Here is a 19,394-nt window from a genome sequence, read left to right as displayed (position 1 = left end):
TTATTTTCGTGTTTCTGTGGGTGACGGCTATGTCGTCATGGCTGTCTGTCCCACTCTCTTTTCCTTTATTAAATTTTATCAAGTCAACTGGTTAAAATCCCAGATTTGATCCATCCAGCCTTCATAGAAATCAGGCTCGTGGCAGACCATGAGAATGCTGCCCTTGTACTCTTTCAAGGCGCGTTTCAGCTCTTCCTTGGCATCTACATCCAGGTGATTGGTTGGCTCGTCCAGAACCAGAACATTATTTTCTCGGTTCATGAGGAGGCAAAGTCGAACCTTGGCCTGCTCCCCACCTGAGAGAACCTGAATCTGGCTTTCGATATGCTTGGAAGTCAAACCACATCTAGCCAGAGCTGCTCGGACTTCGGCCTGATTGAGGGCCGGAAAGGCATTCCAGACTGCTTCAAGCGGTGTCTGACGATTACCACCTTCGACTTCCTGCTCGAAATAGCCCAGCTCTAGATAGTCCCCACGCTCGACCTGACCTGCAATAGGCGGGATAATCCCCAAGAGACTCTTCAAAAGAGTTGTTTTCCCAATCCCATTTGCCCCGATGATGGCCACTTTCTGATTGCGTTCAAAAGTCAGGTTAAGGGGCTGGGTTAGCGGACGGTCATACCCAATCTGCAAGTTCTCAGCCTGAAAGATAAAGCGGCCAGGTGTGCGAGCAGGCTTGAAGTCAAAGGAAGGCTTAGGCTTTTCACTCTGCAGCTCAATAATGTCCATCTTATCCAGCTTTTTCTGGCGGGACATGGCCATATTACGGGTCGCCACACGGGCTTTGTTGCGAGCTACAAAGTCCTTGAGATCCGCAATTTCTTTCTGCTGACGCTCATAGGCAGCTTCCAACTGAGATTTCTTCATCTCATAGACCTCTAAGAACTGATAATAATCCCCAGAATAACGAGTCAGTTGCTGATTTTCTACATGGTAAACGATATTGATCACATCATTCAAGAAAGGAATATCGTGCGAGATCAAAACAAAAGCATTTTCATAGTTTTGTAGGTAGCGCTTGAGCCAGTCAATGTGCTCCGCATCTAGATAGTTGGTCGGCTCGTCCAAAAGCAGGATATCAGGCTTTTCCAGAAGCAGCTTGGCCAAGAGAACCTTGGTCCGCTGCCCACCAGATAGCTCCGTCACATCACTCTCCATACCGTAGTCCATAACACCCAGTGCCCGTGCGACCTCGTCAATCTTGGCATCTAGAGTATAGAAATCTCGGCTCTCCAAGCGATCCTGTAGCTCGCCCACTTCTTCCATCAGGGCATCAACGTCCGCTCCTTCCTCAGCCATGCTCATATAAATCTCATTGATACGAGCCTCGGTCTTGAAAAGTTCGTCAAAGGCCGTCCGCAGCACATCACGGACAGACTGGCCCTGCTCCAGAACAGCATGTTGGTCCAGATAGCCAGCAGTCACATATTTGGACCACTCGACCTTGCCTTCGTCCGGCAGCATTTTACCAGTCACAATGCTCATAAAGGTTGATTTCCCCTCACCATTGGCACCGACCAAGCCGATATGCTCTCCCTTAAGCAGGCGGAAGGATACATCCTCAAAAATAGCCCGGTCTCCAAAACCGTGGCTGAGATTTTTTACTTCTAAGATACTCATTTTTTCTCCTCTATCATTGATTGCAGTTCCTTGATTATACCATCAAAAGGGATTTTTTGGCAAGACAGAAGAAAAGGAAAAGCGAGCCACTTAGTGCCCGCTTGCTTTATCTTAATCAAAATAATGCGTATGCTTGGTAATCCACTGGGTCAGTTTGATTTTCAGCCAAAAGCCATAAATACCAAAGGTAACAATGGTCAGAAACCACCACTTAATCCAATTCCCAAAAAGCTGCATGGCAGTACCATCAAAGTAAAGACGGTGCCCGTCAATAACTGTATGTTTTATCTTCCAATTATACAGGATACACATGCCCCAAGGTGCACAAATTCCCAGCGTAAATACTGTAATCAAGGTAGCTAAAATCACATGACCGATGTAAGAAAAGAGACCGCCATCGAAATAAGACTCTTGATTCATGATATTTCCTCCTTTAAACCAATTCTTTCAGAAATTGAATCAGGGTTTCTGCAGAGCGTTTACCAGCTTCAAGAATAAATTCATCAAAAGTGACATTGGCATCATGGCTAGCTGTGTCGCTCATAGCCCGAATGACCATAAAGGGCAGGCCAATCGAATGTGTGGCTTGAGCAATAGCTGCGCCTTCCATCTCCACAGCTAAGACATCTGGGAAATGCTCCTTAATGCGATCAATCTTATCTTGACTAGCAACAAAGCTATCACCTGTTGCAATCAACCCTACTCTTGCATTTTGATGGGTTTTTTCCAAAACTTTTTTCATTTCAGAAACTAGATAGCGGCTAGCTTCAAAATAGAGCGGCTGCCTCGCCATCTGGCCGTAGTCATAGCCAAAGGCCGTCACATCCACATCATGGTAAACAAGACGGTCTGCGACCACCACATCGCCAATGGCCAGACCTTCTGCCACTGCTCCAGCCGAGCCTGTGTTAATCACGGCTGTGACCTTGAAGTCATTGACTAAAACAGCTACACTCATAGCTGACATGACCTTGCCAATCCCGCTTTCGACCAAGACCACTTCATGATAGCCGATAGAGCCCGTATGATAGACATGACCCAACCGAAGGTGCTTCTGCGGATTTTTCAAATGCTCCAGCAGAATCTTCAACTCTTCGGGCATGGCTGCGATAATTCCAATTTTCATGATTACTCATTTCCTCCATTCACATTAAAAAGCGAAGAAGCCTGGCTTCTCGCTTTATTATAGCCAAATAATTGCTGCGATTAATACAACCAAAAGAATCACAATCCAAAAGAGAATTCTATTTAGTTTAGCCTGAAAAATGCTTCGCTTTTGATTTTCAATCCGACGGCTTTTAGTCACTGTCGGTTCTACATCAATCTTCAGGGTGTCTTGAGTTACATTTCTGCGCGGGGCAGAGTAACCAAAACCACCTCTCCCGGCGGTAGAAATCACCTTTGTTTCCTCATCATCCATCATAGGCGACCCCGAAATGTCTTCACCTCGATTGGCACGCTCAATCATTTCATCAGTTAATAAGGGTTTTCCCATTGTTCTACATTCCTATTTCTTCAAGTTTTTTTCTTGCTGCCAATATTGAAGGGCCATGATAGTCTTGGCATCACAGATGTCCCCACTAGCAAGAAGCTGCTGAGCCTCTTCCAGACTGACTTCAAAGATTTCCAAGGTTTCATCTTCATCCTGAGGACGTGGATTTTCCACTTTTGTCAAATGGCTGGCGCTGTAAAGCTTGATTTTTTCATTGCAAAAACCAATAGCAGAATAAAAATCATAAAGCAACTCCAAGTCACCAGTATAGCCTGTTTCTTCTTCCAGCTCACGCAAAGCGGCCGCCTGAGGATCCGCATTTTCTCCCACTTCCAGTTTTCCAGCCGGAATCTCATAAGAAGTCGCTTCAATCGCCTTGCGGTACTGCTTGACTAAAATCATCTTATTTTCCGGAGTGATAGCAATCACAGCCACAGCGCCATTATGAAAAATCAAATCTCGTTGGGCTTGGCCTTTGCCTTCTGGCAACTCTACCTGATCCTGAACCACTTTAAAAATCGGTCCCTGATAAATTTCCGTCCGTTGGACGGTCTTTTCTTCAAATTCCATAACTGAACCTACTTATTTTGAGGGTGATGAGGAAGACGCTTAGCATAGTCTTCTTTATTTATCTGACGACCGCGTCCCAGAGCGATGGCATCTGCTGGCACATCCTTCGTTATGGTAGAACCCGCACCGACTAATGAATTGTCACCCAGCTCAACTGGGGCAATAATGGTCGAGTTGGAACCGACAAAGACATTGTCTCCGATAACGGTCTTGTACTTCTTCTGACCATCGTAATTTACCGTAATCGTACCTGCACCAAAGTTAACATGGGCACCAACCTGAGAATTACCGATATAAGTCAAATGACCAGCCTTGGTATTTTCACCAATACTAGAGCCCTTGACTTCGACAAAGTTGCCAACATGGACATCCTTAGCCAGACTGGATCCTGGACGGATATGGGCGTAAGGGCCGACTGTTACCCCATCTGCCACGCTAGACTCTTCAATCATCGAGTTTGTAATGACCGCTCGCTCACCAATTTCTGAATCTACAATATAAGTGCCATTGGTCAGGATAGTCTCCCCCCCAATCTTGGTCTGACCTTTTAGGGTCACGTTAGCTTCAACTTGAACCTCAGGCGCGATTTCCACATCTACATCGATATAGGTCGCATCTGGATTGACAAAGCTGACACCGTTGACCATATGCTGCTGGTTAATCCGGCGGCGCATCACACATTCAGCTGTAGCCAGAGCCACACGGTCATTAACCCCCAGACTCTCATCAAAGTCTTTCAGCGTATAAGCACCGACTTTTTCGCCATTTTCACGGAAAATACCAATCACATCTGTGATATAGTATTCACCTTGGGCATTATTGGTATTGATATTTTTGAGAGCTTCAAAGAGGCGGGCATTGTCAAAGACATAGGTCCCTGTATTGATTTCCTTGATTTGCTGCTCAAAGTCAGAAGCATCTTTTTGCTCAACGATTTTGATGACTTCCCCGTGCTGGTTGCGCACGATCCGGCCATAGCCAAAAGGATTGTCAGCCTCTGCAGTCAAGATAGTCGCAACATTCTTGTGGTTGATATGAAAATCAATCAGATTTTTCAGGCTTTCTCCCGTAATCAGGGGCGTATCACCAGCAATAACCAGAGTTTGTCCAGCAAGGCCTTCCAAAACAGGCTCTGCCATCATAACCGCATGGCCAGTTCCTAGCTGCTCAGTCTGACGGACAAACTCTGTCTGACCTGCCAAGACTTGCTCGACCAGCTCTGCCTTGTGTCCGATAACGGTAACAGTTTTCTCTGGCTCAATCGCACTAACACTGCGGAAAACGTGCTCTAGCATGGAAATTCCTGCCACCTTGTGCAATACTTTTGGTAAATCTGATTTCATGCGAGTACCTTTACCCGCAGCCAAAATAACGGCATAATTTGTCATAAACGAACTCTTTTCTCTAAGATATTATCATTATTATACCATTAAAATGAGATTTTTTAAAATCAAAAAAGAAATAGACAGTTGAAATGTCTATTTCTAATGAAATATCGCCCAGCTTTCCTCTCAAAATTCTCAAACTTTTTGCATACAAATTACACATATGTGGGAAAATATTTTTTACTCTCAAGGATGCAAATTCACATGGAAGCATGCTAATTTTGCTCTTAGAATCCTCAGCACACTTGGAGGGATGAGACGAGCATGAAGTCACATTTGAATGCTTCTGTAGAGTGTAACCTATTTATTTCTTTTTCGTATTTGAAAATACTATTAAAACTACTTCAAACTCCAGCCGCCGTCGATTTTGATAATCTCGCCCTGCATAGCAGCTGCCTTACCACTGGCTAGAAAGAGGCTGACATCTGCCACTTCCTGAGGATCCAGCCAGCGCTTGATCGGCGTTTGCTCAGTAACCCAGTCTGCCTGTCCGCCTGGCTCAAAATCCGCAGCAGTCATGGCTGTCTTAACAGCGCCTGGCGCCAAGCCAAATACTTGGATATTTTTATCCGCATAGTCCAAGGCTATCTGCTTGGTCAAGCCGGCCAAAGCATGCTTAGAAGCAGTATAGGCGGCACCGCCACCACCAGCCAGAAAACTAGCAATCGAGCACATATTAATGATGATACCAGACTTTTTCTCCAGCATTTTCTGCAGGTAAAAGCGGGTTATTTTCATGGTCGCGGTCAGATTAAGGGCAAAAATCTGTTCCCAGTCCTCGTCGCTGGTCTCGTGCAGGGGACCATAATCGTCCAAGATACCGGCTGTATTGCAGAGAATGTCCACCTCGGGCAAGCTAGTAAAGAGCGGTGTCAAATCCCCTGTCAAATCCAACTTGATAAAACGCAGCTCATTGAGAAAACCAGGATTTTCATCCTTGTCCACCCCGTAAACACGGTAGCCATTTTCCAAAAAGGTCAGAGCCTGAGCTCGGCCAATGCCAGAGCTAGCTCCCGTCACCAGTACTGTCTTAGTCATTCACTTCCACCCAATCTGTCGCGAGCACATCACAAGGAGTCGGACTCCACACGGAGAAGCCCTCCCCCTCACCTGAAACATTGATGAGGAAATAAGGTGTCACTTCAAGAGCCACCCCATTCTGCTCAATCGTGTCAAAGAGCTGGACGTAGTTTTCTGCTCCGCCCCAGCCTGTACGCACGTATTTTTTCTTGGCCTTAAGGCCTGGTAAAATTTCTTCAAATGTCATGGTTTTCTCCTTTTATCACTTTCAATTTATTCATCAAGGCCGCATTGGCATCATTTTCGCAAATCTAAGTCGTCACTATTTTCCCTGATAATACCTTTTGAAATACCTTGAAATGTCCATCTATGATTCCAAGCAAGTCTCTCTTGAGGAAAAGATTCCGTTTTATTTGCTCAATGAGGTAAATTTTCTGCAATTCGCTTACAAATTTCTTCTATGATACTTTTAGGTGCTGCAACATTCAGCCGCGCATGATTTTTTCCTTCTTTTCCAAAGTCCGTCCCTCGGTTAAGGACTACTTTTGCTTTCTGGCGCAAAATCTGAAATAACTCTTCGTCAGTCAAGTTATAAGCTGAAAAATCCAGCCAAATCAGGTAAGTTCCTTGTGGCTTCATAACCTTGAGGCTAGGAGCATGCTGACTAAAGTAAGCGACTACAAAATCAATGTTATCCTCCAGAACAGCTTTGAGTTCAGTCAACCAAGGCTTGCCATAGCGATAAGCAGCTTCCGTAGCTAAAAACCCTAGACTAGATACTTCATGATGATTATTGGCCAGCTGACGTTGCTGAAATTTCTTTCTCAACTTTGGATTTTCAATAACAACGTAGGAATTTTTGGTACCAGCAATATTGAAAGTCTTAGTTGCGCTGCTCAAAATTAGTGTAAAATCTTTGAAATCAGGCGAAACTGTGTTAAAAGAACAGTGTTTATTGCCAAAAAAGGTCAAGTCTTGATGGATTTCATCAGAAACTAAAATCACCCCGTGCTGCTGACAGAGTCGGCCAATTTTTTCTAGTATCTCTTTTTCCCAAACACGGCCACCAGGATTGTGAGGATTGCAAAATACATATACTTTAACATCGTGTTCTGCCAAATCCTTTTCCAACTGCTCAAAATCAATCTGGTATAGGCCGTCCTCTTCTATCAAAGAATTCGTAATCAGTTTACGATTATTGAGCTCAATACTGCGAGCAAAGGGAGGATATACTGGAGTATTAATCAACACCGCATCTCCTTCCTGAGTAAAAGCCTGAATGGCTATGGAGATAGCTGGAACTACCCCTTCAATAAAGACAAGCGCATCTTTTTCAAAAACGTAGCCATGCTCTTCTTTTTCCCAGTCCAATACAGACTGAATCAAGCTATCACTAGCATAGGTATAGCCATAGACTAACTGTTCTGCATAATCATGAACTGTCTGCCTGACTTCGGGCAAAACTTCAAAGTCCATATCGGCTATCCAAGCAGCCAAAACCTCTCGGTCAATTTCTACTTCTTTCCACTTATAAGTATGTTGCCCCAATCGATTCGGTGCTGTTTCAAAATTATAATTTCCCATATTAAGCCTCCAATGCTGACTGCAAGTCAGTCACTAAATCTCGGCTATCCTCAATACCAATAGACAGTCTCAGTAGATCATCCGTCAAACCATAAGAATGGCGCACTTCTACAGGAATATCTGCATGCGTTTGAGTTGCCGGATAGGTAATTAAACTCTCCACTCCTCCCAGACTTTCAGCGAAAGTGAAGATTTTAAGATTATTCAACAAATCAGGTATTTTACTCTCATCCACAACCTTAAAAGAAATCATACCTCCTTTTCCTGGGTAAAGCACCTCCTTAACAGCCGCAGATTTTTTCAAAAACTCCACGACAGCTAAAGCATTTTGCGTAGAACGTTCCATTCTCAAAGACAGGGTTTTGAGTCCCCGAAGAAGCATATAACTGTCAAACGGTGATAAAACGGCACCAGTTGTATTAAGTTGATAAAAAAGCTTTTCATAAATCTTAGCATCGCTGGTCATAATCGCTCCGGCTAAAACATCGTTGTGCCCTCCTAGATATTTGGTCGCAGAATGCAAAACAATGTCTGCTCCATCCTCAAGTGGCCTTTGATAAATTGGACTGTAAAAGGTATTATCGACTACCACGGTCGCACCGTTCTCATGAGCCGCTTTAGCAATGCGAGCAATATCAAACTCGACCATCAAAGGATTCGTAGGTGTTTCGATATAAACAACATCCACTTGGTCTGTCAATTCAGTTAACAGCTCTTCTTCACTGCGAGCATAACTAAAATGAAAGCGACCTTCTTGCTCGAGCTGATTAAACCAGCGGAAAGAGCCACCATAAAGGTCCCGTACAGCAAGAACTTTGCTGCCCGCTGGAAATATGCTAAAAGCCAAAACAATGGCACTCATCCCTGAGCTAGTTGCTAAAGCATAATCTGCACTTTCAATAGCTGCTAGCGTTTCTTCCAAACTAGCACGTGTCGGATTCTTCGTACGCGTATAATCATAGCCTGTTGACTGACCAAACTCAGGATGCTGATAAGTAGTTGCAAAATGCAAAGGTGTTGTCAGGGCACCAGTCGTTTTATCATTCTTAATCCCAGCTTGAGCTAAAATAGTATTTAGTTTTAAGTTCTCACTCATAGCAACCTCCGATAAAAAATATTGAGAAATTTCCCTCAATTGTTTTACCTTTCTATTGTAACATCTTCAGAAAAAGCTAAACTTTTTTCTTTTTAAGATCTAGGTATAGTTTGAAGCTATGGTCACTATTTTAATATCAGCTGACTATGCTCTATTCAAAGAAAACATCCAAGCATCTTCCAGATTTTTTTGAGGAAGTCGAAGCTTTCTTTAGCCACCGACTCTACCAATTTTTATTAAAGAGGTTTGTTAGTCTTTCTTGAATATCAAACAGTTTGCTGTATTGTCTTGATTCAAAACAAAAAGCCCATAGGCTTTTTATTTGATGTGAAAAGTCCGACGCAGACTGGCCGCCCTTTCACCAATAAAGCGATCCAGCAAACGAACGCTAAGTGAGAATCCTCCGTAAACTGCGACTCCAATTCCTCCGATAATGGCCAAATAGATAAAACTCGAAATCCGTCCGCTTGGCTGGAATAAATAACCAATGATAAATTCTGATATGAGAACAACCAGTGTCATCAAAACAGTTAAAATACAAGTCAAGATTGTCCGTTTTTTAAGATTTCTAGGATTCAAACCAGTAACCTTACGAATTTCTTGATACATCAATACAATTGGAATAATCAGACCAATGGTTGTCGCAAGAAGAGTTCCGTATGCTTTAAATAAATAGATAAGCGGAATTTGTAAGATCAGCTTGACAGCAACTCCATAGAGGAAATAGATGATGGCCTTTCTATTTTGAAAAAGTGCCTGAATCATCGGAGCAAGGACTGTATAGATACTTAGGATAATCGTTTGCAGCATAGCAAAGATGAAGAGCCCCAGAGCCAAACTATCCGGTTTTCCATAAAAGACTGTATAAAGCGGCTCAGCTACTAGAACTGATCCAATCGTAGCCGGTAGGATAAAGAAGAGTAACATGCTAAGATTATCCTGAACCAGACGAGCAGTTGCTTTCAAGTCTCCCTTAACATAGTTTTCTGTCAGCAATGGGATTCCAACTCCCCCGATAGAAGTTGCCACAGCAATCAAAATCATTGTAATCTTATTAGGATTGGCTGAGAAGTAAGCAAACATGACTTTCAACTGAGACTCATTGAAACTTGTGAACCACTTCATGCTGTTGATAAAGGTCATCTGGTCAATGATTTGGAAAAGCTGAATGGCTGAGCCTGTAATGATGAAAGGAATTGCTTCCCGAACCGTGTCCCAGAGCAAAGTCCGCCCCTTGATTTCTGCTGAATTTTCAGGTTTATCAAGAATGGACCGCAACATGCCAGTCTTCCACAGATAGAAAACCAAAACTCCCATACTAGCCAGCATACCAATAAAGGCAGCAAAGGTGGACTGGGTGACAGCCTCTACATAGTTTCCAGACCCAATCTTCATGATGAAAAAGGCGGTCAGGAGCATCCAGATAACCCGAATAACCTGCTCCGCAATCTGGCTGATAGCATAAGGCTTAAGATTGTTAAATCCTTGGAAAAAGCCGCGGATAACACTCATGGACGGGAAAATCAGCACAGCCCATGATAGGCTTTGCATGACTGGAATCAAGTCCTTGCCACCGCCCGACATGCTAGCGAAAACAGGAGACAGCAGGTACATGATGACTGCAAAAACGGCTCCTAAAAGTAGCATAAATTTCAAAAACTCACGAATAAGGGTAAAACTATGCTCTTCCTTATCGATGGTGTTGTACTTGGCCACCTGCTTAGCGACAGCCACCGGTACTCCTGCTGTAGAAATCAGCAGAAACCATGCATAGATATTGTAGCCCATGGTGAAGAGACCATTGGCTTCCGCTCCGTGCCGTCCCATCCAGATATACCAAGGAATGATATAAATAGCTCCTAAGAGACGGCTAATAAAATTACTGGCAGTCAGCCAGGCAGTCCCCCGCAACATTTGCTGCTGCTGACTTGTTGTTTTTGGTTGGTCCATAAATAACCTCTTTGATTTATTCTTATTTTATTATAAACTTTTCCTGAGCTCTTGTAAAACATAGTCTTTAGGTTTACAATAGAGATATGATAAAAATTAAAACTGCATTAGATATTTTAAAAAAAGACCACAATTTCCGTGAAATTATTGCAAACGGAGAATACTTCTTTGATTACGGTGACAGCGAATTCGCCTTCTCCAAGATTAGCTATGACAGCCGAGAAGCTGATGCTTCTACTCTCTTTTTTGTCAAGGGCGATCATTTCAAGAGAGAATTTTTGGAAAAAGCTGTGACAGCTGGGCTTAGATTTTATATTAGCGAAACAGACTTTGAAGTTGGTATTCCAGCCCTCCTAGTCAACGATGTCAAGCAAGCTATGAGTCTGCTTGCTATGGAATTTTACGGCCATCCAGAACAAAAGCTCAAACTTTTGGCCTTCACTGGCACCAAGGGCAAGACCACGTCGGCTTATTTTGCTTTTAATATTTTAAAACAAAGCCACAAACCAGCCCTGCTTTCTACTATGAACACCACTCTGGATGGAGAAACTTTCTTTAAATCAACTCTCACAACTCCTGAAAGTCTTGATTTATTCAAAATGATGGCGGAAGCTGTCGACAATGGCCGAACCCATCTGATCATGGAAGTATCCAGCCAAGCCTATCTTAAAAAGCGGGTCTACGGCCTGACCTTTGATGTGGGCGTCTTTCTTAATATCAGCCCTGATCATATTGGCCCTATTGAGCACCCGACTTTTGAAGACTATTTCTACCACAAGCGACTCCTGATGGACAATAGCCGAGCTGTTGTCGTCAACAGTGGCATGGACCATTTTCAGGTTTTAGCCGAGCAAGTAGCTGCTTATGACCATGACTTTTATGGGCCAGCTTCCAGCAATGCCATCCTGAATTCCCTCGCCTTTTCCTTTGAAGTCCAAGGAAAACTGGCTGGTTCCCATGATATCCAGCTAATCGGCCGCTTCAATCAGGAAAATGCTATCGCTGCAGGACTAGCCTGTCTGCGACTGGGCGCTTCTTTAGAAGATATCCATTCAGGTGTTGCCCAAACACGTGTACCCGGCCGTATGGAGGTTCTAACTCAAAAAAATGGTGCCAAGGTCTTTGTTGACTACGCCCATAATGGCGACAGTTTGGCTAAGTTGCTGTCTGTCGTTCAAGAACACCAAAAAGGGAACATTGTCTTGATTCTGGGAGCAACCGGAAACAAGGGTGAGAGTCGGCGTAAGGACTTCGGCCTCCTGCTCAACCAGCATCCTGAGTTGAACATCATTCTGACAGCTGATGATCCGAATCGCGAGGATCCTATTGCCATCGCCCGTGAGATTGCCAGCTACATAACCTTTGAAGTGAACATGATTGCTGATCGTGAGGAAGCCATCAAAAAAGCCCTCAGCCTAACGAATGCTGAAGGCGATGCGGTCATTCTTGCCGGCAAGGGTGCCGATGCCTATCAAATCATTAATGACCAAAAAGTTGTCTATCCAGGTGATTATGCTGTGGCAGAGAAATATTTATAAACAAAAGGGATTGGAAAATATGCCAATCCCTTTTATGAACTCCAATTAACTAAAAGATAGATCAGGCTGGAGCCAAACATGTCCGCCAGAGCATGCATGAGAAAGAAAGGGAGGAGATTTTTAACCTTGTACTTATAGAGAAAGTAATAGAGAAGGCCAAAGACAACCCCAATCATAAAGGCCCAGAGTAGCCCTTGATAAGTATGGAAAGAAAAACGGATAAGAGTCGAATAGAGAAGAACCTGCCATTTATATTTGTCCTCAACTGAGGTTAGCAAGCCTAAAAAGAAGAATTCTTCATAAAAGCCATTCAGCAAGCTATAAAGGATAGCCATCGGACTTAAGGCAGCAAACTTACGGACAATCTCCATCAGGTCAATGTAGGGCCACAATTGCGGATCAAAATAATTATACTCTCCGCTGATTGTCGTTACGGTATCTGCAATAATTCCCATCAGAGCAAAGATAAAAGGAACCCAAAACAGTACAGACCAGCTAAAACGGATAGGGAGTTGCTTAAAGTCATAGCGGCGAATGACCAGATAGAGCAGGGCTAGAGCCAACAAAATTAACTGAAGATACAAATTGCTAGAGTAAGCAGCGCCATTACTTGCGGTATCTGTTATTCCCTCAGTATAAGGGACTTGATCCATGCTACCTAAGTAGAGCTCTGTCGACCGATAGATAAACTGGCCAAACATAATCACAGTAATAATCACAATGTCAAACCACTTCAAATGCTTTAGCGGTTGCGACGGACGAATTTGTTCTAATAGTTTCATCGTTACTCCTTCCTTCTGCATGAAACAGTAAATTCAATTTTATACTTTATCCACTATACCACAAAAAACTTAAAAAAGTTTATATTGACGTGATCAGTATAGATACCAATCCTTATTGGAAACGTGGTCAAACTCCTAGAAGCGAAAAAAATTGCAACAGGATTAGCTGACGCGTTTTAAAAGAATTTCAGTAGTTGCCGGACCATTAGAGCAAGTATTTGTGGCTCTTATTCTTTATGTTTTAACAGTTTTTTATTTTAAGCAAGAGAAAAACAGCAAACCAATTTGATTTACTGTCTCTTAAGTTAGTATTTATTGATATGATTGAATTATTTCAACCAGTCACAGTATTATTTAGATTACTTTTTTCTAATGCTGAAGATAAACAATAAAGCACTCAGTATCATTTGAACAATTGCTCCCGGAACAATACCGAGCCAATCATATATTATAAGGAGTACTCTTGGGACAGGTATTGAACCATTAAGATTTCCTCCCATATAAAGAACCAAAATCAGCAGTGACGCTAAAAACCATATAGCACCGAATAAAATACCAAACCAATCTCTTTTTTTATTCATTGTTGCCTCCTAAATTTGATTTTTCTAGCTAAATACTTATTATATTATATCATTTTTAAGGTGTTATTTCTACTGTCAGCATACATACTTGTTTTCAGATCTTTCATAGGAATAGATAGAAAGAGCGAGAAAGGATACAAAAGATGGTAGCATATCAGTCCTGATAAGAGCTGAATTTCTCCGTCTCCGTTTGATCTTTTGACGAGTCTATTTTTCAATATACGCTCTATATCTTCCAAAGTCGCTCTGTCAATGATTGCTTCATACACTTTTCAATCATCTGCCGGTTGCTTCTAGCTAAATAGTGATTTTGCTTATCTTTGTAAGGCTTTTCTGCCTTGAAGTTGACGACATCACCACAATACTCCAAGTTTGTTAAAATGCGAATTATGCTTGCTTTATTACACTAGTCCCCTATAAACCAAAGCAAATTTGCAATTATAAGCCTAACAAAGCAATAAGCAAGCTATCACAAGGACAGCCTGCTTATTTTTTAGGATATGTTTAATTTTCTACATAAGTGTGAAGCGGATAAGTCGGATAAGTCAAGGTACGCGCCAAATCAGAGGTCACATAACCTGCCGGTGCATCCAGCACAGACGGGATACGATTGACAATTGTGGCACAAGTCAGAGACACAGTATCTGGCTTGCTGACAGAAAAGACTAGATTTGGATCACCTGTAATTTCCCAATCACACATATCACCATCATCTTCCCGATAAACCTTGCCAATACATTCTACTTCCAATTCAATTCCTTGATGGGTGTGAATCGTTGTCACAGCTGACATGCCTGTTACCTGTCCTGCCGGAATAACTCGACCTAGCGTTTCTGAATAAACATCTTCATCCAAAATGTAAGGCACGCTCTTTTGTGAAATATCCTGAATGGTCCAGTTCATCTTAGAGCAGATAGCTTCCGCAGCATTCCACATATAGGATGGCAAACTTTCGGCAGAAGCAATTTCTTTATCAAATCGTTCTACATCATAGCCAACACCGTGCGCTTCTGCTAAAGCCAAACCATAATCCTCTACATTATAGCTGGCAACCCCTTTGACTTTTTGAATGCGATTGAGACCAGACATAGCCAAGCAAGGCATATTAATCCAGTAGATATCTTGCATACCAGAGCCCATGATGGTGACACCATATTCTTTAGCCAACTTATCCAAGCGGTTCGTTTCAGATGGTGACGTCGTCCATGGATAAATAGCTTCTTCACAGGTCGTGATGATATTAACACCATGCTTGATAGCTGTTTCAAAAAAGCCATACATATCAGGCATATAGGAGGCAATGGTAACAATGGCAATATCGGCATCGCACTGGTCAAATACACTGTCAGCTTTATCGGAAATCAAAACACCTGTCTTGTAGCCTAATTCCGCAAAATCACCAACATCTTGTCCTACTATCGCAGGATTATTGTCAATAGCGCCAACAATCTCCACACCGTGGTCCACTAGATATTTAAAAATAACCTTGGACATTTTGCCACAGCCATATTGCACGGCACGAATTTTTGCATTTCTCATTGGAAACCCTCCTTTAATTGTAATATTTTTCACAATTATAGTATAATATCTCTAGTAACTAGAGAGTCAATAGAGAGTTTTGAAAAATGAAAAAAATTTTGCGTATTGGAGAATTTTCTAAAATCAATCACATTTCCATTCAGACTTTACGATTTTATGATCAGATTGGTCTTTTAAGGCCTTATGAGGTTGATCCCGAGACTAACTACCGCTACTATCACATCAATCAATCTTCACTCGTTGACTCCATTCAATATCTACGACAATTAGATTTTTCTTTAAAAGAAATCAAGGAAATTCTCTCCGATCGAGATCAGTTTCATCTGCACCGGCTTATTGAAGAACGGTATCAGCAATTACTCCAAGAAAAAGAAATGCTAGAAGAGCGGATAAAGGAAATTGAAATTTTTCGTTCTGGTGCACAGCTTTATGGCGAAAAGCAGACTGATCAAAAGTTGGAAATTGTGGCATTTCCTGAACGACACATTCTATCCTTCTCTATTGATCAAAACATTTACCAGTTAGACAACGAAGAGTATGAACTCTATCTCCGCTATTTCAAACAGGAAATTCTCAATTACAACCCCTTTTTTAATAATTTCAGTCGAGTTGGCTCTATTATGAAGCAAAGAGATTTTCTAAATCAAAATTGGTTCTCAAATCAGTTTTGCCTCTTTCACCAGACTCAAAATGAACTTCCAAATCTCATTCCAGCCATACTGCCTAAAGGAAGCTATGCTGTTGCTTACTGTTCATCATTCGAAGAAGAAGTGAGAAATCTCCCTCATTTTCACCAAGAATTAGCCGATGCAGGCTATCTGGTTACAGGTGATTATATCTGCGAAGTGATTCATGAACAACCTCAACTAAATGAAAAGCACCGCGACATGTTTATTAGAATGCAAGTGCAGGTTGAAAGCAGCTGAAAAATCCCCTTACACCAATATTTGATGAAACTCGAGAAAATTTTATAAAACGATAAAAGGCTTAAAAACAAAGTTTTTAGAACAATGATTTTAAGCCTTTTTATCTATCTAATTGTGATATTACTGAGTGAAAAGCATGTTTTCTCAGCTACATCTGAACCGAGTTTATTTCTCAGCTTCTTCAGCTTCTTCAAGGATTTCGGATATTTCCACTTTCACCTTGGTGACACGGCCGTTTTTGACCTTGTCATTGGTCAAAATCAGTTTTTTATTCTGACTTTCAACCTCATAGCTGATGCGTTCTGTTGGATTTGGAATGGTTCCTACACCCGTCAGATAGTAACCAGCAATGGTATCCACGTCATCACTATCTATCTCAACTTCAAAATACTCATTAAAGTCATTGAGTGTCATCGTTCCCAATACGATATAGGTATTCTCACCAATTTCATAGACTTCCACCGCGACCTTGTCTGTTTCGTCTTCAATTTCACCGACAATCTCTTCCAGCAAGTCTTCCAGAGTCACGAGACCTGCCATACCGCCATACTCATCCAGCAGAATTGCCATTTGATTTTGGGTATTACGGAGAGATTTGAGCAAATCATCCACGAAAATCGTCTCGGGTACAAAGAGCGGCTCTTGCAAAATCTTGCGCAGAACAATATTGTCAAAACCATTGACAAAACCTTCATTCAAGAGACGTTTTGTGTGAATGAGACCAATGACATTGTCCTTGTCTCCGTCATAAACTGGAATCCGAGAGAAATTCTTCTTGAGAATGCTTTGGATAATTTCCTTGGTATCATCCTGAATATCGACCATAAAGGCATCTGTCCGTGGCACCATCAGTTCACGCGCCATCAGCTCATCCAGCGAGAAAATCCCCTGCAACATTTCGATTTCGTCTGCATCCAGCGTCTCCTCGCTCTTGGTCAGCATGTACTCAATCTCATCCCGCGTCATCTTCTCATCTGCATCATCAAACTGCATCGGCGTAATCCGACTGAGGAGATTAGTCGAAGCTGAGAGCAACCAAACGAAAGGACTAACGATTTTTCCTACGAAAATAATCACAGGTGCGGTACGAATGGCTAAACTGTCCTTGAGATTCATGGCAATCCGCTTAGGATAAAGCTCTCCCAAAACAATGGAAATATAGGTCAAAAGCGCAAGTGCCAGAAAACTAGCAACTGCATGCGCCGTTTCAGAATTTCCCAGCCAAGAGGAAAAGATTTTCCCCAGATTGTCCGCAAAGCTAGCCCCCGACAGGATATTGATGACGGTGATTCCGACTTGAATTGTCGATAGAAAGTTATTGGGATTTTCAAGAACTTTTAATAAACGAATGTATTTGGCATCGCCTTCTTCAGCTTTCTGCTCTACGCGAGACCGATTGAGCGATACCATCGCCATCTCAGAAGCTGAGAAAAAGGCATTTAATAAAGTTAAAACGAATAGCAGTATTGCTTGCAATAAAATACTCTGACTGCCAGGGTCTTCCATGGATTCTTCTCCTAAAAATTATAATCAGACTTGATTATAACATATTTTCAAGATTCGTGCATGAGGATTCCGTAGAAAGCGTTTTGCAAATCAGGAATCCAAATCCTGCAAAACCTTTTCCAGCCGAGAAATAGCTCCGACAGGCAGAGCTGTCTTAGGATATTTCTGATTGAAAGCTAGCAAGAAGTTTAAACGAATCTGCATCCTTTCACGGATGAGCTGTCTATACTTGTAATCAAAGTTTGGAACGGCATATCCTTCGTAGTTAAGATATTCAAAGCCTTCCAAAGGTCCGAAAGGTCTAAATTCTGCCTTCCCATCTACTATCTGTTCAATAATATCTAAAGACACTTCCTTTGAGATGCCCTTCCCCATATAAAATCCAGTATTGATGATATAGCAGGCAACGCCTGACTCAAATAAACGACGGAATTTCCGATAATCTTCCACCAGCGGATAAACGCGGAAAGGATTGGCATAAGGCTCAATAACCAAATCATCATGCAGACCAATAACATTTTCAGCATTGGAATGCTTGGTCATCAAAGTACAGCCCATCGTAGAAGCCATAAGAGGATCATTAATCTTGATTAGTGGCGGGAGAGAGTCATCCTTCATAATCCAGAAGATAGCGTTGATGGGTTCGTCAATCCGGTCCACTCGATTCGGAGTAGCAAAGCGCGATTTGACAGTCCGCCCATTTCCATTGCGGATGTCCTCGGTTACCAGCTTTTTCCGTCCATTTTCATCTAGTGTCACTCCACAGTTCTGCACAGTGACAAAGAAATCCTGCTCACTATGACCTGTAGGGTAGTCATTTGTCTTGTCAAAATATGACGGCTCGAGGGCAATAGAGGAGCCATCCTTGACCGAGATAATAAAGGCATCATCATGGAGAACCTTGATGTCATATTTATGGTCATGCTTGGCATGTGTCAGCGTGGATTTCCCTGAGCCAGATAGCCCGAAGAATGATGCGACATAGTCCTCTTTATCAATACTCTGCTTGAAAATTTTCAAGCCCCCGTGGCAGGCAACATAACCGTTTCTGGCAGCCGTTCCCCAAGCCAAGGTCAAAGTGGCCTTTTTCAGCTCTCCGAAATAATTCAAGCCCAAAATGACGGCACAGTTATGGTTGGTATCAAAATATACAAGCCCTTCTGGGTAATCTGGATGCTTCCACTTAGGATCAAAAAAGACAAAGATATCATTCTCTTCATACTTTTTAGACGCTTTCAGTCGATTTTTAAATTCCTCATCCAAAATTTGGAAATTCAAGAGCCAGGAGTACAGGTTATTGATTTCTTCCTGAGGAACCATCAGATGAGCGTAGGCCATAAAGTCCTCATCTAGCCCGACCACAGCATCAGCCTTATAGAAGGTTCTTTTATGTGCTTGGTAAATTGCACTCCGGACAAGAAAAAGCAAATGCTCATCTTCTTCGCTATCTCTGCCATAGATTCTTCTAGCCTTGGCTGTTCTGCCGACAACAGCCCCCGAATTGGTCAATAAAACGCGTGCATAAGAAGGAAGACCTAGCTCCTTGGTATGAATAACTGGCATGTCCAGCACAACCGTCCCAGCAGCTGTCGAAGCAAGCTGATAGGCTTCTTCTACCGTCTTGATAGCTTGGACTTGATTTTCATAAAAGGCTGTTTCCACAATGGTCTTCAAAGGCGAAAAATAAGAAGAATCTTTTCTTATTTCCTGCGGAGAAAATTTACGACGTGTTACCATAAGTATACCTTATATTTATATTAGCGGGTAGCTTCCGCCAGTATAAACCCTTTCTTAATTATTTTATA

Annotated in this window: 18 protein-coding genes; 2 read left to right on the top strand and 16 right to left on the bottom strand. The window is 42.3% G+C overall.

Translation table 11 applies throughout. The features are described from left to right. Nucleotides 1–78: 78 nt before the first annotated feature. From SSIN_RS02030 to SSIN_RS01980, 11 genes are all read right to left on the bottom strand, one after another. Nucleotides 79–1,620 (bottom strand): ABC-F family ATP-binding cassette domain-containing protein, encoded by a 1,542-nt coding sequence (locus tag SSIN_RS02030; protein WP_037615152.1) that lies wholly within the window; start codon nt 1,618–1,620, stop codon nt 79–81. Nucleotides 1,621–1,731: 111 nt separating this feature from the next. Next, complete coding sequence (locus SSIN_RS02025) at nt 1,732–2,040, bottom strand: DUF898 family protein (protein WP_037615150.1); 309 nt, start codon at nt 2,038–2,040, stop codon at nt 1,732–1,734. 13 nt (nt 2,041–2,053) lie between these two features. Further along, nucleotides 2,054–2,746 (bottom strand): 5'-methylthioadenosine/adenosylhomocysteine nucleosidase, encoded by a 693-nt coding sequence (locus SSIN_RS02020; protein WP_037615148.1) that lies wholly within the window; start codon nt 2,744–2,746, stop codon nt 2,054–2,056. A 57-nt stretch (nt 2,747–2,803) separates the two neighbouring features. Continuing rightward, nucleotides 2,804–3,115 carry a cell wall synthase accessory phosphoprotein MacP gene (gene macP, locus SSIN_RS02015; protein WP_037615146.1) on the bottom strand — a complete coding sequence of 104 codons (312 nt, stop codon included), beginning with the start codon at nt 3,113–3,115 and terminating at the stop codon, nt 2,804–2,806. A 12-nt stretch (nt 3,116–3,127) separates the two neighbouring features. Next, nucleotides 3,128–3,682: an NUDIX hydrolase gene (locus tag SSIN_RS02010; RefSeq protein ID WP_037615144.1), complete on the bottom strand. Its 555-nt coding sequence runs from the start codon at nt 3,680–3,682 to the stop codon at nt 3,128–3,130. 8 nt (nt 3,683–3,690) lie between these two features. Next, nucleotides 3,691–5,070 (bottom strand): bifunctional UDP-N-acetylglucosamine diphosphorylase/glucosamine-1-phosphate N-acetyltransferase GlmU, encoded by a 1,380-nt coding sequence (gene glmU / locus SSIN_RS02005; RefSeq protein WP_037615143.1) that lies wholly within the window; start codon nt 5,068–5,070, stop codon nt 3,691–3,693. 336 nt (nt 5,071–5,406) lie between these two features. After that, the gene (locus SSIN_RS02000; protein ID WP_037615141.1) at nt 5,407–6,105 is read right to left on the bottom strand and encodes a 3-oxoacyl-ACP reductase; all 699 of its coding nucleotides are present in this window, start codon (nt 6,103–6,105) and stop codon (nt 5,407–5,409) included. After that, nucleotides 6,098–6,334 carry a DUF2829 domain-containing protein gene (locus SSIN_RS01995; protein ID WP_037615139.1) on the bottom strand — a complete coding sequence of 79 codons (237 nt, stop codon included), beginning with the start codon at nt 6,332–6,334 and terminating at the stop codon, nt 6,098–6,100. Before SSIN_RS01995 ends, SSIN_RS02000 begins: the two co-directional genes overlap by 8 nt. Nucleotides 6,335–6,504: 170 nt before the next feature. Then, complete coding sequence (locus tag SSIN_RS01990; protein WP_037615137.1) at nt 6,505–7,671, bottom strand: MalY/PatB family protein; 1,167 nt, start codon at nt 7,669–7,671, stop codon at nt 6,505–6,507. Nucleotide 7,672: 1 nt separating this feature from the next. Continuing rightward, nucleotides 7,673–8,767, bottom strand: coding sequence for a cystathionine gamma-synthase (locus SSIN_RS01985; protein ID WP_037615135.1), 1,095 nt, complete (start codon nt 8,765–8,767; stop codon nt 7,673–7,675). Nucleotides 8,768–9,085: 318 nt separating this feature from the next. Continuing rightward, nucleotides 9,086–10,717 (bottom strand): putative polysaccharide biosynthesis protein, encoded by a 1,632-nt coding sequence (locus SSIN_RS01980; RefSeq protein WP_037615133.1) that lies wholly within the window; start codon nt 10,715–10,717, stop codon nt 9,086–9,088. An 86-nt stretch (nt 10,718–10,803) separates the two neighbouring features. Here SSIN_RS01980 and SSIN_RS01975 point away from each other — a divergent pair, with 86 nt between their 5' ends. Next, nucleotides 10,804–12,255: a UDP-N-acetylmuramoyl-L-alanyl-D-glutamate--L-lysine ligase gene (locus SSIN_RS01975; RefSeq protein ID WP_037615131.1), complete on the top strand. Its 1,452-nt coding sequence runs from the start codon at nt 10,804–10,806 to the stop codon at nt 12,253–12,255. Between the two features lie 32 nt (nt 12,256–12,287). Here the strand turns inward: SSIN_RS01975 and SSIN_RS01970 are convergent, their stop codons facing one another. From SSIN_RS01970 to SSIN_RS01960, 3 genes are all read right to left on the bottom strand, one after another. Then, on the bottom strand, nt 12,288–13,037 hold the full coding sequence (locus SSIN_RS01970) for a CPBP family intramembrane glutamic endopeptidase (RefSeq protein ID WP_037615129.1): 750 nt from the start codon (nt 13,035–13,037) through the stop codon (nt 12,288–12,290). Between the two features lie 359 nt (nt 13,038–13,396). Then, nucleotides 13,397–13,618, bottom strand: coding sequence for a hypothetical protein (locus tag SSIN_RS01965; protein WP_037615127.1), 222 nt, complete (start codon nt 13,616–13,618; stop codon nt 13,397–13,399). Between the two features lie 504 nt (nt 13,619–14,122). Further along, the gene (locus SSIN_RS01960; RefSeq protein WP_037615125.1) at nt 14,123–15,157 is read right to left on the bottom strand and encodes an NAD(P)H-dependent amine dehydrogenase family protein; all 1,035 of its coding nucleotides are present in this window, start codon (nt 15,155–15,157) and stop codon (nt 14,123–14,125) included. 86 nt (nt 15,158–15,243) lie between these two features. On the opposite strand from SSIN_RS01960, the gene SSIN_RS01955 reads away from it, so the two are divergent. Further along, nucleotides 15,244–16,083 (top strand): MerR family transcriptional regulator, encoded by an 840-nt coding sequence (locus SSIN_RS01955; RefSeq protein WP_037615123.1) that lies wholly within the window; start codon nt 15,244–15,246, stop codon nt 16,081–16,083. A gap of 165 nt (nt 16,084–16,248) precedes the next feature. Here the strand turns inward: SSIN_RS01955 and SSIN_RS01950 are convergent, their stop codons facing one another. Both SSIN_RS01950 and SSIN_RS01945 read right to left on the bottom strand, forming a co-directional pair. Next, nucleotides 16,249–17,589 (bottom strand): hemolysin family protein, encoded by a 1,341-nt coding sequence (locus tag SSIN_RS01950; RefSeq protein WP_037615121.1) that lies wholly within the window; start codon nt 17,587–17,589, stop codon nt 16,249–16,251. A gap of 90 nt (nt 17,590–17,679) precedes the next feature. Next, entirely contained in the window at nt 17,680–19,326 is a 1,647-nt protein-coding gene (locus SSIN_RS01945; protein WP_037615119.1) for a phosphoenolpyruvate carboxykinase (ATP), read from the bottom strand. Nucleotides 19,327–19,394: the final 68 nt, after the last annotated feature.

Origin of the sequence: Streptococcus sinensis (genome assembly GCF_000767835.1) — a bacterium.
Lineage (GTDB): Bacteria > Bacillota > Bacilli > Lactobacillales > Streptococcaceae > Streptococcus > Streptococcus sinensis.
This window is presented reverse-complemented; position numbering and strand designations above follow the sequence as displayed.